Below are 15,997 nucleotides of genomic sequence, written 5' to 3' on the forward strand. Positions count from 1 at the left end.
TAGCCAAGTCCTGACAGTCAAGCCCCGCCGGCCCTGTGAGTCGCCGACTATTGGATGCGCGGCGCGGCGGAGGGGTTGAATACCCGCTTCCAATAGCCAAGCATGTCGGTTTTCGACAGGCTCAGATACATGCTCATCGCCAAGGCGGCGGTATCGTCGTTGAGCAGGTCTTCCGGCTTGATGCGGCCCGACAGTTCCGGCCAGCGCCGCAGAACGCCAAACATGCCGCCGATCGCGAAGTCAAGCATGAGGTCGGTTTTCAAATCCAGTTGCTGCGGGTCGATTTGCAGGATGCTCATCAGGTTGAGCCGCGAGAAGTCCCGCAGGGATGCAAGCAGTTCCGCCGAACCGTGCGGCCCGGTGACCAAGGACAGCCGGTCAAGCCGTTCGCGTTGCTCCGGCGACTGCAAAACATTGGCGACATTTGTCCGCCAAGCTGTTTCCGGGTCGGTGCCTGACTGCGGCAGCGAAACCGGTGTGTTTTCCACCATGTGCAAGATTGCGGCGTCGGCGAGTTCGGGCAGGCCGCTGAAATGGTAGTAGAAGGAGTTGCGGTTGACGTCGGCTTCGCGCACGATGTCGGTGACGGTGATCTTCCGGTATTCGCGTGATGCGAGGAGGTCCCAGAACGCGTTCTCCATGCGCTCCTTGGCGGGAAGGATTTCCGAGTCTCGGCGTGGCCTTGCCATACGTGCCTGCTCCTTTTCTTGGGATTGTGGCGTCCGCTGCACCACAGGTCACCATTGTCGCATTATTGATTGACGTTGCCGAAGATGGGCAAGAGAGGGGGTGAGAGAGAGGTATTGATATCGCGGATATTGGAAGGTTGCGGAATCCAGGTGTCACAATCACCGTCCACCACTAACGACTCGATGCATCTCGGTGGGGCTTTCACCGGGACGACCAGTAAAACAAGCAAGAAATCGGTTCCGGCACGGGTACCTGTCGCTGATTCGCACGAACTGGTCGAGGAACCCAGGTCTCCGGTGCGGGCTTATGCTCTGGTTTGGCGATACACCGTGAGATGCCGCGTTTCCTGTATTGTGGATAGCCGGATGTGTCTGGCGTACAGTCATCAGGTGTGTTGTATCGGGCAACGCGTCACAATGGCATCCGGCACGAATCCGCATTCCGCGATGCTCGCGTTTGAAGGCATCGGCGGATGTGATGAGAAGAAAGGCAGGCGGCATGCAGGTATTGGAATTCGTGGAGCGGCTGTTCCTGACATGGGCGTTGTACAGCTGTATCGGCTGGATTTGGGAGACCGGACTGTCAATCGTCGTGCGCCGTCGTTTCGTCGACAGGGGTGTCCTGATCGGACCTCTGTGCCCGATTTACGGTTTCGGCGCGCTGCTGGTACTGTTCCTGCTCAACGATGTGACCAATCCCGTCGCGTTGTTCCTCAGCAGCGGCGTTGTCGCATGTACGTTGGAATACATCTCCTCATACGTCATCGAAAAGCTGCATCACGTCAGATTGTGGGATTACAGCAACAAGCCGTTCAATATCAACGGCCGCGTATACCTCAACGGCTTCATTGCGTTCGGAGCCGGTGCGACGCTGGTCAAACTCTTCGTGCAACCATGGTTCATGGGGATTGTCCGTCAGTGGACGCCGCTGGCCTTGCATATAGTATGCGGCGTCATCGCGGTGCTGCTCATTGTGGACGTCTCATTGACCGCGGCATACTCGTGGAGCTTCGACACCAAACTCAAACGCATCAGCGAAGATGTCAATGCGGTACATGCCGAACAGGTCGCGAATCTTGACGAGAAGGTGGTCACGGCGAGTGAGCGTCTCGAGGAGCGCAGGCGCGCTGTGCTCGATTCGCATGTGTCGCATACGCTCAATTGGCAACAGCGACGATTGATGCAGGCGTTCCCCGCCATGCGTTCAGTGCGCGACAATGCGATCATCGACCAGCTGCGCGAGAGCATGGAAGGGTTGCGTTCCGGCCGTCGGACGCGCGATACACAGCATGACAGCGATGAATCGCGCGTCGACAAGTAAACCAAGTAACGCTTGCGGGCAGGGCGTCCCGTCGAAACCCCCGTGCAGCGCGAAGCCCAGAGTCGTCAGGCTTGCGCGCCGCCCTGTTCACGGCATGTCTGGCCCAAGCGGCGGGACAAGGTAATCGGGTCAAGCAGTTGGTCGAGACGGCCGTCGGGCATGTCGGTGCGCTCGCCGGCGACTTCGCGGACCGTGCGCTTGGTACGCAACGCCTCCTTGGCGATGGCCGCGGCACGCTCATAGCCGATCTCGCTGTTGAGCGAAGCCGAGATAGACGGCGATTCGGCGGCGAACTGGCGCCCCTGCTTGAGGTTGACGGTGATGCAGTCCACGCAGTTGAGGCGGAAGGTGCGCATCGCGTTGCCCAGCAGGCGGATGCCTTCGAGCAGCGTATGCACGGCGACTGGTTCGAATGCGTTGAGCTGCAGCTGACCTTCGGCGCACGCCCAGTTGACGGTCGTGTCCATACCGAACACGGTGAAGCAACACTGGTCGACGCACTCGGGGATCACAGGGTTCACCTTGCCCGGCATGATGCTCGAGCCGGCCTGACGCGGGGGCACGTTGATGTCGTTGAATCCGCAGCGTGGGCCGGAGTTGAGCAGACGCAGGTCGTCCGCCGCCTTCTTCAGGTGCACGGCAAGGTTTTTCAGTGCGGACGAGGTGTTGACGAATGCGCTCATATCGCTGGTTGCGGCGATCGGGTCGGGCGCGGCGGTCACCGGATAACCAGTGATTTCACCGAGATGCTCGATTGCGGACTTGCGGAAGCGGATATCAGCGCAGATGCCGGTGCCGATGGCGGTACCGCCCAGGTTCATCACCGCGAGTTCAGGCTCCAGCTTGTCGAGGGATGCCTTGTCGGCCTTGAAATACGAGGCGAACGCGTGGAATTCCTGACCGTAGGTCATCGGGACCGCGTCCTGGAGCTGCGTGCGACCGATGGTCACATCGTTGATGTGCTTGTCGGCGAGCTTGTGGAAGGCGCGGGCGAGCAGGCGGCATTCCTCGATCATCGGCTTGAGCGCGGTAATGAGGGCGAGACGGCAGGCCGCCGGGTACGTGTCGTTGGTGGACTGCGACTTGTTCACGTGGTCGTTCGGGTGGATATACCCGTAGTCGCCGCGCGGGTGGCCGGCGAGTTCGAGCGCGCGGTTGGCGATGACCTCGTTCATGTTCATATTCGTCGAGGTGCCGGCGCCGCCCTGGCGTACGTCGACGGGGAACTGGTCGGCGAGCTCGCCGGCTTCGATGTCACGGCATGCCTGCCGGATGAGTTCGGCGCGCATCGGGTCGATCAGGCCGAGCTCCTCGTTGGCGTCCACGCAGGCGCGTTTGACTTGTGCATACCCGGCGATGAGTTCCGGATGCCTGCTGATGGGTGTGTCGGAAACAGGGAAGTTCTGGATGGCGCGCTGCACGTTGATGCCCCAGTACACATTCGCCGGGACCGGCATTTCGCCGAGGGAATCGTGCTCGATGCGCGCGGGGCCGCTGAACGGCAACGGCATATGGGATACTGTCGCGTCGCGGGGGTCGCGCAGTTGTTCTGTCGCGTCCTCGCTGACCGCCGCTGCGGCGGCTTTCGCGTCGGCGTCGTAGTCGATGCCTTTCGCGGTTGTGATGTCGCCTGCGGCGGCATCCGTGGTGTCAATGGTGTCGTTGCTGGTAGCTGCTGTATCCATGGTTTCACCCTAGGCTTTCTTCGTTACCTATGATGCCGCATCGTAACACGACACGCTTGAAGCTGAAACTAGGCGGAAACGTGTCCGGGTACAGGTGGTCGGTGGGGTTCGATGTCGCGCATTTGACGGGAGTTACGCGAATCCGGTAGTCAACCTTGTGCAAATCCGAAAGTGGGAGTTATGCAGATTCGGTAGTGAAAGTTATGCAAATCTGGAAGTCAAAGTCATGCAGATTCGGTAGTGAGAGGGCAAAAACGTTGGAATATGGCTGATTTCAGATGCTAACGAATCGTTGGAAAAGGTGCTGTAATTATGGGAATCCGGCTGTCTCATCGAAGCATTCGGGCTCCGAAGAGACATCCGGCTAGACAGCCGGATTCGTGAATCTGCCAAACGGTGGTATTAACGTGCGTTATGCCGCGGTTTCGCTGGCGGTAGCCGGATCGCGCTGCAAGATGAGGAACACGAGCGCCACGGCGAGCAGCAGGCCGATCGACAGCACGCCGAGTGACGGATTGCCGGTGATTGACGTGGTCGCCGCGACGATGAAGGTGCCGAGAATGCTTGCGGTCTTGCCGAAAATATCGTAGAACCCGTAGTATTCGTTGGCATGCGACTTGGGGATGATCTTGCCGTAATACGAACGGCTGAGCGCCTTGATGCCGCCCTGGAACATGCTGACCAGAATCGCGAGAATCCAGAATTCGGTGGCCGAACGCAGGAAGAACGCCGCGAAGCAGACGATGCCGAGATAAGCGATGACCGCTGCCATGATCATCGGCTTGCACCCGAACCGCTTGGCGAGCCGGCCGTAGGCGATGGCACACGGGAAGGCGACGAATTGCGTGACCAGCAGGGCGAGCACCAGCTGCGTGGAATCGATGCCGAGCTGGGTGCCGTACGAGGTGCTCATCGAAATGATCGTGTTGACGGCGTCAATGTAGAAGAAGAACGCGATCATGAACATCCACAGCGGCTTGTTGCGCGAGATCTCACGGAACGTGTGTCCCAGCTCGCTGAAGGTGCCGCGCACGGCGTCACGCATATGGTCGGCGGTTTCACGGTAATGGGTCTGGTGGTAGCCGCTGATCAGCGGGATTGTGAACGCGGTCCACCACAGGGCGGTGATGACGAAACTGGCGCGTGTGCAGGCCGTGGTGCTCCAGCCGAATGCCGACGGACCGGCGAAAATCAGCGCGATGCAGGCGATGAACGGGATGGTGGAGCCGACATATCCCCATCCGTAACCGTGCGAGGAGACTTGGTCCATGCGGTCGTTGGTGGTGGTGTCGATGAGCATGGAATCGTAGAAGGTGAGCGAACCGTTAAGCCCGATGGTGGCAAGCATGCATACCGCGAGGAACGCGACCCAGCCCAGCGGCAGTGCCATCGCGCAGCAGGCGAGGACGCCGGTGCCGAAGAAACCGATGAAGAACTTGATTTTCATGCCCTGCACGTCGGCGACGGAGCCCAGAATCGGCATAAGCAGCGTGATGATGAGGGATGCGATGGTCTGCATGTACCCCCACGTGGACACGATGTTCGATTCGCCGGCGGCCTTGAGCAGGGAGTTGGCGTAGATGGGGATGACGGCGGTGGACAGCAGAACGAATGCGGAATTGCCGACGTCGTACAGGATCCACTGCTTTTCGCGGTGGTTGAAGTGGTTGGTGGTGGCGGCTTGGTCGGTGGCGGCTTGGTTGGTGGCGGCGTTGGAAGCGATGCCGATGATGTCATCCGTCGCGTTGCTGTTGGTTGGTGTGATGAGTGCGGTGGACGTAGTCGGCACGGTCGCCGGTTTGGCCGGTCGTTGCGCGGTGTCAAGAATATTGGTCATGGGGACTCCCGTCTGTCTACCAGAAGGGTATGTTTGCGCAAACAACAGATGGGGTGTAACAGATGAACTGCCCATGAACAATGGGTGATTTTCTCGGGTGGCAGGTGCGAGGCGCGATTGGTGATGGGATGCGGCCGGTGACGGGAGATGACTGGTCAGATGGGACACCGGTGACGGAAGACGCCAGGGTTGGCGGCGTCTGTCGTCACCGGTACTGCCGTGAAACCGCCGCTACGCTTGCGCGGAGGTGTCTGTGTTCCCTTCATGCTGTTTGATGAGCGCGATCGCATCCTCGACGGGCGGGCAGTCAGGCACGCCGGCCTTGTTGTTGCGAATTGCGATGGATGCCGAGGCGTTGGCGATCCGCACTGCGTCAAACAGCGACCAACCCTGGGCGAGCATCGCGCACATCACGCCGGTGTGGCATGATCCGGCGGAACGCGTATGCGTCGATTTCACTGGGAAACCCTCGAGATGAATCACTTCGCTGCCGGGCACGCGCACCCACGCACCTCGCGCGCCGGCGCGCAGCACCAGCGGGGCGCGCAGCGTGGTGCCGAGCGCGTCGCACAGTGTGGTCATCGCGTCATCGAACCCACCGCCGATGGTCAGTTCGGCATCATCCGTCGGCGGAATGCCGAGCCGCTCGGCGAGTGTGTTGGCTTCCTGGCGGTTGCATGACCATGTCGGGCGGCATAGCACGGTGTCCTCAATCAGGTGGTCGTTGACCAGATGCAGGGAATTCGTAGGATTGAGCACGATTGTGTACGGGCGCTGCTCGGGATTCGCGCCGGCACGATGCAGGAATCCTTCAATACCGGCCGCCGAGTGGTCCATCAAGGTATTCCCGCTGATATGGACGACGTCGCCCGCCTCGGGCTCAATCGCGTCGAAGGTGCGCTCGTCGCCTTGCGCTTCGGCGCCGTACGTCGCGATGAAGGTTTTGCGTGATCCGTCGTTGAGCACCAGTCGGAATCCGGAGTCCTTGTCAAGCCGGTCACCGCCGATGTGCTGGATGCCATTCGCCTCGAATTCGTCGCGGATTACGGACGACCACAGTCCCGTGCCGACGATACCCGCGTGCTTGGCGGGCGATCCCGACCGCGCGGCCGCCTGCAACACGCGGAAACTCCCGTCCACCGAGGGCGTCACCGAATCGGCAACAGCGAATCCGCCCGGCTGTGGAAGTTCTCCAACGCCCATCATGATGTCGACCCATACCTGGCCGAGTGAAATCACCGATGCTGCGCTCTGCTCCGGCTTGCGCGAGTTGAGGATATCGTGAAGCATACAACCTCCTGACTCATCCTTGTGCGATGCGTATGCGAGGCAACCGAGACAACGTGGTTGCCGCAGACTGTTCTCACATTCTATCGGTATTTCTGGGATTATTGTGGAGGTTGAAGTTAGACATGTTGCTTGAAAATGCCGGGATTTCGCTGCTATCCGCGAATGCGGCACGCAGGTTTGCACTTGATCGGATTTGGTTGTAGTCTAGTGTAGTTGTGTGTTCGGCGGACGCATATGCGGCGGTCGGGCAGACACGACTTGCAAGTCAAAGAAATGTATAGGGAGTCCATCATGGCAGCTCGTTGCGCAGTGTGCGGCAAGGGACCGCAAACCGGTTTCACCGTGTCGCATTCGCATATTCGCAATAAGCGCACCTTCCGTCCGAACCTGCAGCCCGTCCGCACTACCATTGACGGTCAGAATGTCCGCCTGCGCGTGTGCGTGAAATGCATCAAGGCTGGCAAGGTTCAGCGTGTGGCCGCGTGAATCGCGAATGAAGAAACAAGACCCCGGAACTTCAGTTTCCGGGGTTTTGCTTTTCTGGTGGCGCTGGGTTGGCGGTGATGTCCCGGACCGGCGCAGGAGTTTGTCGGAAAATCGGTGGGCTGGGGTGATGTTCCGGGTTTTCGCGGGAGTTTATCGCGGATGCGTGGATTTGCCGGTGTTCTCCCGATTTCGGCTTTTTGTTCGATTTTTCTGAATCGCGGATTTCCAACGTTCCTGTTGGGAGATTATCCGCAGAGTGCCTGATTCGTGCAGAACTCCCGTGTCCTGTGCGGGAGTTTATGCGCGTTTCGTGCGGATCCGGCACTTCTCCCGGAAGCATTCCGGCCCCCAGGTGCTTTCCGACCGACAAGCTGCGGACGATTCAGTGGCTCACCGGTAAGGGCCATCCTTGGACCATGACACTATGACACGCTTACCGCACAATGCCGACGGGGGTGACCGGCAATACCTGTGATTCCTGCATGCCTATCTGCCTGCTGTGAGATTGGGCTGTCGCACGGCGGTGAGATATCGACGGTTTCCGATGGCTGGTGGTGGCTATCTGTCTGTGGTGCGACTGGGGTGTCGCACGGCGCCGGGATTGCCGCTGGCTCACCCTGAGAAGTCGGGACTATCAGCCAGCTGTGCGACTCCGTCATCGCACGACAGGCGAGTTCCGTCGCCCTCCCCGCCGCGCAGAACCTGATGTGGGACAATAAGAGGTATGACCGTTTCACTGACCACCCCGCTAGCCAAGCTGTTGACCAACCGTCGTCGGGTCAGCGCGCTGAAAGGCCTCGGCTTGGTCACGTGCGCGGACGCCCTGACGTATTACCCGTTCCGGGTCACCGATCCCGTGCCCCTGCGGGCGGTGCGAGAAGGCCGAATCGGCGAGCCGATGGCTTTCGCCGGTGTTGTGCGCGATGTTCGCGTGATGCAGATGAACGCCCGCCGCGGCTACCGGGTTCAAGCCATGGTCGACGATTCCGCGTTCGCCGCCCAACGCCACGTGCCCGGCTCCGTCACCGCACTCGTGTTCTTCTCCTACAAGCAGCAGTACGTCAATTGGCTCAGCGCCCGACTACACGCCGGCGCGTCGGTGGTCGTGTGCGGTACACCCAGCGAATACGACGGCATGCCACAGTTCACCCACCCAGAAGTGCTCACCGTTCCGCCCACCCCAACCGCATCGCAGGAATCCGCCCGCGGCCTGCGTTTCGACGCTGACAGCATCGATGACGCGTTGCGACGCGTCTGCCGTCCGCGCCCGGTTTACCACGCCAATTCCCGTATTTCCAGCGAGCATATCCACGATTCCATCGTCACCGTGTTGCGTGCGCTCGCTGCCGGAGACGATGACGAAGCCGAGCTGTCTACCGCGCAATCCGAAAAAACCGCGCAATCCACACAATCCGGAACACACGGAACGACCGGCACAACCGCAATATCACCGGAACCCGCGGAACCCCAAGAATCCGCACCGTCACTATCCCGCGCATCTTCCCTCTCGCCAGCCCCCGACGGCATAGAGACATCCCCAAAAATCCCTACTGCCGCCTTGCGTCGCGCCATTCCCGACATCCTGCCCGAGAGCGTGCGTGAAGCATGCGGCCTGATGCATCGGGCCGAAGCCTTCCTTGCCATACATGAACCTGATTCGGTGGACTCGTTCCGGCAAGCCCTTCACACCTTGCGATATGAGGAAGCGTTCATCTCGCAGACCGCCGTCCTGCAAGAACGCGAGCAGGCGCGCAAAGCCGAGACCTTCCCCTGCACTGACGGCGACATGCGCGAAACTTTCATCGATTCACTCCCCTTCACCCTGACCGGCGGGCAGACCAGCGTCATCGACGACATCGTCCAAGACATGGGCCGCGACTACCCGATGCAGCGCCTGCTGCAAGGCGAAGTCGGCTCCGGCAAAACCGTGGTCGCGCTCGCCGCGATGCTGCAAGCCGTCGGATCAGGCTATCAGGCGGTGCTTGTCGCCCCCACGCAGGTGCTCGCCGAGCAACACGCCGAAACCGTCGGCGGCATGGTCAGCAAGGCAGGACTTGACATTTCGGTCACGCTGGTCACCGGCGGCATGAAGCTTGCGGCACGTCGCAAAGCGCTCGCGGCGGCGGCGAGCGGCGAGCCGGGCATCATCATTGCCACGCACGCCGCGTTTTCGAGGACATTCCAAGCGCCGAATCTTGCCCTTGCGGTTATCGACGAGCAGCACCGATTCGGCGTCGAACAGCGCGAAACCTTGCTGCAACGCGGTGAGAAGATCCCGCATCTGCTGGTTATGACGGCCACGCCGATTCCTCGCACGGCCGCGATGACATGGTTCGGCAGCCTTGATTTGTCGTGGCTGACGGAGCTGCCGGGCGGTCGCAAGCCGATCCGCACCTTCGTGATTCCCGAGGCCGACGGCCCGACGATGGCGAATATGTTCCGGCACATTCGCCGCAGGATTGACGCGGGGGAGCGTGCGTACATCGTCTGTGCGCGCATCGACGAGGATGAGAGCGACGACCAGGCCGGTCAGGATGCCGAACTGTTCGAAGAGCCGGACGATGCCTCCGGCTCGGGGGATGGCACCGGTGGGTCATCGTCCGCCCAGCCCAAGCCACCGCTGCATGCGGTCAGCGAAATCGCCGCGCGGCTTGAAGCACTCCCGCAATTCCAGGGTGTGCGGTTCGCGACCTTGACCGGGCGCGATGATGATGCGACCAAGCAACAGGTGATGGCTGATTTCGCCGCCGGTGTCACTCCGGTCCTCGTGGCGACCACGGTGATTGAGGTGGGTGTGGACGTTCCGCAGGCCAGTTGTATCGTGATTTTCGATGCGGACCGATTCGGCTTGTCACAGCTGCATCAGCTGCGTGGGCGTGTCGGGCGCGGCGGCACGGATTCGTGGGCGTTTCTCGTGTCCCGGGCGGAACCGGGCAGTATCGCCGAACAGCGGCTGGCTGTGATTCAGGGTTCGCTTGATGGCGCGGAAATCGCGCAGGCGGATTTGGAGTTGCGCGGCGCCGGCGATGTGCTGGGCGATGCGCAATCCGGCGGAAAATCGGGCCTTAAGCTGCTGCGTGTGGTCAAGGATGCGAAGATGATTGCGGATGCCCGTGCCCGCGCTGAGCAGGTGCTTGCAGCCGATCCGGGTTTGGAGCATGAGGTCCAGCTCGCCGGAGCGGTCCTCGATTTCACCCGAGGCAACGAATCCCACCTCATCAGCAGCTGACGCCCCAGCTTCTGCCGACGCTAGGTGGTGTGTGAGCGTCGGTAGTGGGTGGTGGTTCTGCTTCTGCCGACGCTGGCAGACCCATGAGCGTCGGCAGAAGCAGAGGCGTCAGCGTGGTGACGCGGCGTTGGTATCGGCGTCCTGAGCGTCGGGTTCGAGATAGATGACCGCGGTCTCGCCGTATTTGCGCGCATCCGCCTCGTGCCAACCTGCCGGCGGAGTGAGCGCATCCGATCGGGCGGAACGCTCGACTACAATCATGGTGTCCGGTCCGGTCGCTTCACCTTGGGTGAGTGCTTCCAACAGCGCGTTGCACTCTTCGGTCGCATATGCGTACGGCGGGTCGATGAACACCAAGTCAAACGGCGCACCATGATACGAGTCAACGAACACTTCAGCACGCCGACGCATCACTCGCGCGGACAATTCCGGCCGCCACGCCTTGGAACGCTTGAGCTGGGTGAGCGTACCGTTGATGAGCGCCGCGGCGGGTCCGGCGGACTCCACAGCCACCAGCGATTGCGCCCCGCGCGACAGCGCTTCAATGCCGAGCGCTCCCGTACCGGCGAACAAGTCCAGCACATTGGCTCCACGCACCAAATCCCATGAGTCAAGATGGGAGAACACCGCCTCTTTGGTACGGTCGGTGGTCGGCCGGGTCCCCGGCTTCGGCGTGGCCAAGGCCATGCCTTTGAATCGTCCTGCAATCACGCGCATACCGACCACTCTACCCGTGCTCCGGTCACTGGCGTGCGTGTGACGTCGCCCACATATTCTGTCAGAGAAAACACGGGTGTCGAACCGGTCCGACATGTACCGTAAAACCAGCAGGACAGATGATAGGATCGATGCAACGGTACGCGCATCATCTATCCTCGGCAGCAGTCCGCTGAACCATATCATTCGTATCACCGAAAAGCCGGATTACCGGAACATTCCGCAACTCCGCAACCGTCACTTTGGGAGGCATCATGTCCGCACTTGTTTCCGCGATTTCCGCCCGTCGTTCGCAGTATGCGCTGTCTGACGCTGCCGCGCTGCCCGATTCTGAGATCGTCGATCTTGTCCGCTCGGTCGCCGGCGAAGTCCCCAGCGCCTTCAATTCCCAGCCGCAGCGCGTCATCGTGCTGTTCGGCGCGGAACATCACCGTCTGTGGGCGATTGTGCACGACGCCCTGCGCGCCGTGGTCAAGGACGATACCGCATTCGCCGTCACCGAGCAGAAGATCGCCGGTTTCGACGCCGCGCACGGCACGGTGCTGTACTTCGATGACACCACCGTCACCACGAACTTGCAGAAGCAGTTCCCCTCCTACGCGGCGAACTTCCCGGTGTGGGCGCAGCAGGCGAACGGCATGCTCCAGTTCGCCGTCTGGTCAGCGCTCGCCGAGGCGGGTATCGGCGCGAACCTGCAGCATTACAATCCGCTGATCGATGACGTGGTCCGTGAAGCCTTCGGTATTCCCGAGAACTGGAAGCTGGTTGCGCAGATGCCGTTCGGCGAGGTCACCGCGCCTGCCGGCCCGCGCGAGCACATGCCGCTGGACGAGCAGGTCCAGGTGCGCGGCCTGTGACGCGACCCTTGTGATTCGGAGCCTGCCGGGAGCGATTCCGGCAGGCTTTCGTTGTTATGGGGGGCGTTTCGGTGTTCCTGCGACAGGTCGGCTGCGGGGAGTGCGGATTGTAGCGTTATTTCGTGGTGGCTGTGCGAGAAAGTGTTCCGATGCCGGTTTGCTGTTATGGCGGTGTTCCGGTGTTCCGCCGATGAGCGGCAATCCGCTTGTTGCTGTTGGACGGCGCCCGCAGGATGGCCGGGATGCCTCGATATCCGCGTGATGTTGTGCGATATGGTGTTCTAGCGCCGATATTCTGTTGCGGTGGTGTTCCGGTGTTCCGCCGATGGACGGCTATCTTGCGGTTCCTGCTCGGCAGCTGTCGCAGGAAGTGCGGATTGTAGCGCTATCTTGCGGCGGCTGTGTGATTGGGTGTGCTGGTGCCGGTTTGCTGTTGCGGCGGTGTTCAGGTGACCCGGAGATGTGCAGCTATCTGGCGATTGCTGTTTGGTCGATGTTCCGGGAATCCGTTGATGCGTGTCTATCTGGCGGTTGTTGTTGAGCGGTGGTCGTGGGGAGTGTGGATTGCAGCGGTATTTCGTGGCGGTTGTGCGATATGGGGTTCTAGTGTTGGTTTGCTGTGGGGCTGGTGTTCCGGGAACCCGCAGATACACAGTCATCTGGCGGTTGCTGTTGGGCGGCGCCCCCCCAGGATGACGGGTATGCCTTGGCATCTGCGTCATCCTGCGCAAGAAGGCCGTGTATCTCGCGGGATTGTACGGAGTGCGGCCCGGCATGTCGTAGATGCCGGACTATCCACCGATACCTGCACGAGGAGCAGCAAGGAGAACCAACACAAATCCCCCTATCCCTGATATACAAGGGCGCGGAAATACTCAGAGCCCCGGACCTCAGCATGCGAGGGACGATGCAACCGTCGCCCCATCTATCCTGCCGCACCCGTCGCCCTGCCGTCTACTCCCGATTCAGCCGCCGCGGATGCTCTGCCGAAACCTCCCAGCCGAGCGCCATCAGCGTTTTACGGTCGGCCTTGCTCAGCTGCGCACAATCCAACTGTTCGATCAAATCAGGCCGAATCGCATCGGTAAGCGCCAACGCCTCATCGCGACGGAAGCGGTCGACTTTCCCGTGGTCGCCTGAAAGTAGCACATCAGGCACGCCCATTCCGCGCCACACCGCCGGCCGCGTGTACTGCCGATGCTCGAGCAGCGCCTCGGAACCCGTATACGATTCCTCAACAATGGACTCCGGATTTCCCATAAACCCGGGCAGCAGGCGCGTAATCGCCTCCAACATCACCGATACCGCGACCTCGCCGCCGTTGAGCACATAATCACCGATCGAATATTCGCGTACATCCACGCCCTGCGCCCGGTAGTACTCAGGAATGCGCGCGTCATAGCCCTCGTAGCGCCCGCAGCCGAACACCAGTCGTTTGGCGTGACTCAGTTCGGTCGCGTCGCGTTGGGTGAACAGGGGAGCGGAAGGATTGGGGAAGATCAGCACGGTGCCGAGATTGTGGGTGGGAACCTGCGAATCGCTGTCGAGTACCGTATCCGCCGATGCACTGTCGGATGCCGGCTGATGCTCCGTGTCGCCGGTGCCGTCGCTCTCGGCGGCTGTCACAACCGTGCCGTTGCTCGGTGATTCGCCCGCTGCGGCGCTCGTCGTAACCGTGGTGTCAGCGCCGTCACAGACGCCTGCGCTGGCATCGCTATTGCTGTCGCTCTCGCCATCGGCGTTCATCTCGCGCGGTTCCAGCCCGAGCAGATCGTCGAGGCATTCCGCCCAGATCTCCGGTTTCATGACCATGCCGGCGCCGCCGCCGACCGGGGTATCGTCCACGGAATGATGCACGTCATGCGTCCAATCGCGCAGATTGTGGGCGTGGACACTGACGAGCCCCTTGCTTTGCGCTTTGCCGAACAGGCTCAGGTTCAGCACGTCGAAGTATTCGGGGAACACGGAAACGATATCAATCTGCATGCCCACCACTGTACCGGCCCGCCGTCCCAAGAATCTGTACAGCAGATGTGTGCGGCCACAGCCGTTGGCGTGGTCGTTGTCCATACTGCGGTGTGGCGCCGGCGTTCTCGTTGATTCGCTGATACAGTTATCTCAGCAGAAGCCTGCATGGTGCTGAACAATGATGAATGTGAGGCAGGCGTGATTTTACTGGGCCTTGTCATCCATGCGGTGGAAGCGACAATGCCGGAAGTCCTTGATGACACGGCGTTGCATGTCAGCCAGTCTTTTGGCAAAGGAGCAAGAAGAACATGACCAACGGACAGATTCCATGGGATGCGCAGTCCGGCGAGCAGCCCGCCGCGGGTATGGGCCAGCAGCAGGCACCTCAAGATATCCAGCCTGCAGCGCCGCAGCAGTACGGCCAGCCCGCCGATCAATCTTTTCCGCAGCCCCCGCTGCCAGCTGACCCGCAATATCGGCAGCCTGTGCAGCAGCCGGGGTACGCGCAGCCGGCAGAGCAATCCGGATACGCGGCTCCGGCACCGCAGCCAGGGTACGCGCAGCCGACCCAGCCGGTGCCGGCGCAGGCGACAGGATACGCGTACCCGCAGCAAGACTATGCACAGCAGCAGTATTACGCCCAACCGACCCAACCCGTTCCCGCTGCGGCTCCGGCCCCCGGTTACGGCGCATACGGGACTCCTTCCGCCAATAATGCGCCGTACCCGGTCAAACCGAAGATGAACACGATGGCCGTCGTCGGTTTCATCTTTTCGTTCCTGATCTCGATTGTCGGCCTGATCCTGTGCATTATCGCGAAGAACCAGATCAAGACCAGAGGAGAGCGCGGCGACGGTCTGGCGACCGCCGGCATCATCATCAGTATTGCCAGTATGGTGCTTGCGGGGATTCTCCGCATGTCCATGGGCTCATCATCCGACACCTACAGTTCGACGGTGCTGCTGCCGATGCTGTTCGGCTTCCTCGGCTGACAGCCGGTCGCCATACGCGCGACAATACAGCGTGAGGGGTGTACGTTCCGTAACAGAACGCACACCCCTCACGTGTTTTCGCGCGGCAGATGCCGGGCGTGTCACCAGCCGGGAATCAATCCTCCAGGCGGGTCGAGCGTCAGGTACCCGTTCTCAAGGTCGATGTCGGGCACCAGCTGGTCGACGAACGGCACCAGCGTGCTGGTGTCGCCGTCCACCGGCTTGGCGAGGCGGATTTTGAGCAGATATTGGGCGCCTTCGATGACGTCCACGACCTTGCCGACCGTCTGCCCGGCTGGCGCGCCGAGCATGTTGCCCTCGGCAAACCGGGCTTCCAGCCCCAAGAGATCCTTCGGATACCATGCGTCCTCTTCGAGCATGTCCTCCGGATCGTCGGCTTCGCCGTACAGGACGGTGCCGTTGAGGGCTTCGGCGGCATCACGGTCGTCGACACCTTCGAAATGGATAATCCAACGGTTCTTGAAGGTCCGCGAATGCGCGACTTCGAACTCCTGTTCGCCGTCACGCGTATAGAGCAGGGAACCCGGTTCGAACCGGTAGTCAGGCTCGTCGGTGAACACCTGCACGGTGACTTCGCCTTTAAGCCCTTGAGCGCGGCCGATACGACAGACCCTCAGCAGTTCGCGCTGCTGAGGGTCGTCGGAGTGTTGCTGATGCACCACGCTCTCGCTCACCTGCGTACGTCCATGATGTCGACACGCACTTTGTGGTCGGCGATGGCCTGCACGACCGTGCGAATCGCATTGGCCGTACGGCCCTTGCGACCGATGACACGGCCGATGTCCTCAGGGTTCACGCGAACGCGCAGCAGTTCGCCGCGCGCGTTCTCGTGGGATTTGACCGAAACATCGTCCGGGAAATCCACGATGTTCTTGATGAGGTGTTCAACAGCTTGGGCGAGCATG

14 protein-coding genes are annotated in these 15,997 nt (G+C 61.1%); 6 read left to right on the forward strand and 8 right to left on the reverse strand.

Annotated features, from left to right (window positions below; all coding sequences use genetic code 11):
• Positions 1-47: 47 nt before the first annotated feature.
• Positions 48-689: a TetR/AcrR family transcriptional regulator gene (locus K315_RS0107320; RefSeq protein WP_029576864.1), complete on the reverse strand. Its 642-nt coding sequence runs from the start codon at positions 687-689 to the stop codon at positions 48-50.
• A gap of 499 nt (positions 690-1,188) precedes the next feature.
• Here K315_RS0107320 and K315_RS0107325 point away from each other — a divergent pair, with 499 nt between their 5' ends.
• Entirely contained in the window at positions 1,189-2,010 is an 822-nt protein-coding gene (locus K315_RS0107325; protein ID WP_029576865.1) for a putative ABC transporter permease, read from the forward strand.
• Between the two features lie 65 nt (positions 2,011-2,075).
• Here the strand turns inward: K315_RS0107325 and K315_RS0107330 are convergent, their stop codons facing one another.
• From K315_RS0107330 to K315_RS0107340, 3 genes are all read right to left on the reverse strand, one after another.
• Positions 2,076-3,521 carry an aspartate ammonia-lyase gene (locus K315_RS0107330; RefSeq protein ID WP_033520707.1) on the reverse strand — a complete coding sequence of 482 codons (1,446 nt, stop codon included), beginning with the start codon at positions 3,519-3,521 and terminating at the stop codon, positions 2,076-2,078.
• Positions 3,522-4,107: 586 nt separating this feature from the next.
• Positions 4,108-5,532, reverse strand: coding sequence for an MFS transporter (locus K315_RS09685; protein WP_152571436.1), 1,425 nt, complete (start codon positions 5,530-5,532; stop codon positions 4,108-4,110).
• A gap of 231 nt (positions 5,533-5,763) precedes the next feature.
• Positions 5,764-6,810 (reverse strand): PfkB family carbohydrate kinase, encoded by a 1,047-nt coding sequence (locus tag K315_RS0107340; protein WP_420796744.1) that lies wholly within the window; start codon positions 6,808-6,810, stop codon positions 5,764-5,766.
• 303 nt (positions 6,811-7,113) lie between these two features.
• Here K315_RS0107340 and rpmB point away from each other — a divergent pair, with 303 nt between their 5' ends.
• Both rpmB and K315_RS0107350 read left to right on the forward strand, forming a co-directional pair.
• A complete protein-coding gene (gene rpmB / locus K315_RS0107345) occupies positions 7,114-7,308 on the forward strand; it encodes a 50S ribosomal protein L28 (protein ID WP_015449820.1) in 195 nt (64 codons plus the stop codon).
• A 724-nt stretch (positions 7,309-8,032) separates the two neighbouring features.
• Positions 8,033-10,537 carry an ATP-dependent DNA helicase RecG gene (locus K315_RS0107350; RefSeq protein ID WP_029576868.1) on the forward strand — a complete coding sequence of 835 codons (2,505 nt, stop codon included), beginning with the start codon at positions 8,033-8,035 and terminating at the stop codon, positions 10,535-10,537.
• Positions 10,538-10,645: 108 nt separating this feature from the next.
• Here the strand turns inward: K315_RS0107350 and rsmD are convergent, their stop codons facing one another.
• Complete coding sequence (gene rsmD, locus K315_RS0107355) at positions 10,646-11,254, reverse strand: 16S rRNA (guanine(966)-N(2))-methyltransferase RsmD (protein ID WP_029576869.1); 609 nt, start codon at positions 11,252-11,254, stop codon at positions 10,646-10,648.
• Positions 11,255-11,508: 254 nt separating this feature from the next.
• On the opposite strand from rsmD, the gene K315_RS0107360 reads away from it, so the two are divergent.
• The gene (locus K315_RS0107360; RefSeq protein ID WP_029576870.1) at positions 11,509-12,111 is read left to right on the forward strand and encodes a nitroreductase family protein; all 603 of its coding nucleotides are present in this window, start codon (positions 11,509-11,511) and stop codon (positions 12,109-12,111) included.
• 954 nt (positions 12,112-13,065) lie between these two features.
• On the opposite strand, the gene K315_RS0107365 is transcribed toward K315_RS0107360, so the two are convergent.
• On the reverse strand, positions 13,066-14,097 hold the full coding sequence (locus tag K315_RS0107365; protein WP_029576871.1) for a tRNA (guanine(37)-N(1))-methyltransferase: 1,032 nt from the start codon (positions 14,095-14,097) through the stop codon (positions 13,066-13,068).
• Positions 14,098-14,244: 147 nt separating this feature from the next.
• Between K315_RS0107365 and K315_RS10445 the strand changes: the two genes are divergently transcribed.
• Positions 14,245-14,391, forward strand: a complete 147-nt coding sequence (locus K315_RS10445) for a hypothetical protein (RefSeq protein ID WP_155804623.1) — start codon at positions 14,245-14,247, stop codon at positions 14,389-14,391.
• Complete coding sequence (locus tag K315_RS10045; RefSeq protein WP_029576872.1) at positions 14,388-15,071, forward strand: DUF4190 domain-containing protein; 684 nt, start codon at positions 14,388-14,390, stop codon at positions 15,069-15,071. Before K315_RS10445 ends, K315_RS10045 begins: the two co-directional genes overlap by 4 nt.
• A gap of 101 nt (positions 15,072-15,172) precedes the next feature.
• Here K315_RS10045 and rimM read toward each other — a convergent pair whose 3' ends face one another.
• Positions 15,173-15,754 carry a ribosome maturation factor RimM gene (rimM, locus tag K315_RS0107375; RefSeq protein ID WP_029576873.1) on the reverse strand — a complete coding sequence of 194 codons (582 nt, stop codon included), beginning with the start codon at positions 15,752-15,754 and terminating at the stop codon, positions 15,173-15,175.
• A gap of 8 nt (positions 15,755-15,762) precedes the next feature.
• Complete coding sequence (locus K315_RS0107380; protein WP_015449829.1) at positions 15,763-15,996, reverse strand: RNA-binding protein; 234 nt, start codon at positions 15,994-15,996, stop codon at positions 15,763-15,765.
• Between the last annotated feature and the right edge of the window lies 1 nt (position 15,997).

The organism is Bifidobacterium thermacidophilum subsp. thermacidophilum DSM 15837, assembly GCF_000426425.1.
In the GTDB taxonomy this organism is placed as follows: Bacteria; Actinomycetota; Actinomycetes; order Actinomycetales; family Bifidobacteriaceae; genus Bifidobacterium; species Bifidobacterium thermacidophilum.

Bases quoted from the DNA above. Each gene is read 5' to 3' on its own strand.
- K315_RS0107320 (WP_029576864.1), bottom strand. From the start codon at position 689: ATGGCAAGGCCACGCCGAGACTCGGAAATCCTTCCCGCCAAGGAGCGC.
- K315_RS0107325 (WP_029576865.1), top strand. From the start codon at position 1,189: ATGCAGGTATTGGAATTCGTGGAGCGGCTGTTCCTGACATGGGCGTTG.
- K315_RS0107330 (WP_033520707.1), bottom strand. From the start codon at position 3,521: ATGCCGTTGCCGTTCAGCGGCCCCGCGCGCATCGAGCACGATTCCCTC.
- K315_RS09685 (WP_152571436.1), bottom strand. From the start codon at position 5,532: ATGACCAATATTCTTGACACCGCGCAACGACCGGCCAAACCGGCGACC.
- rpmB (WP_015449820.1), top strand. From the start codon at position 7,114: ATGGCAGCTCGTTGCGCAGTGTGCGGCAAGGGACCGCAAACCGGTTTC.
- K315_RS0107350 (WP_029576868.1), top strand. From the start codon at position 8,033: ATGACCGTTTCACTGACCACCCCGCTAGCCAAGCTGTTGACCAACCGT.
- rsmD (WP_029576869.1), bottom strand. From the start codon at position 11,254: ATGCGCGTGATTGCAGGACGATTCAAAGGCATGGCCTTGGCCACGCCG.
- K315_RS0107360 (WP_029576870.1), top strand. From the start codon at position 11,509: ATGTCCGCACTTGTTTCCGCGATTTCCGCCCGTCGTTCGCAGTATGCG.
- K315_RS0107365 (WP_029576871.1), bottom strand. From the start codon at position 14,097: ATGCAGATTGATATCGTTTCCGTGTTCCCCGAATACTTCGACGTGCTG.
- K315_RS10445 (WP_155804623.1), top strand. From the start codon at position 14,245: ATGGTGCTGAACAATGATGAATGTGAGGCAGGCGTGATTTTACTGGGC.
- K315_RS10045 (WP_029576872.1), top strand. From the start codon at position 14,388: ATGACCAACGGACAGATTCCATGGGATGCGCAGTCCGGCGAGCAGCCC.
- K315_RS0107380 (WP_015449829.1), bottom strand. From the start codon at position 15,996: ATGCTCGCCCAAGCTGTTGAACACCTCATCAAGAACATCGTGGATTTC.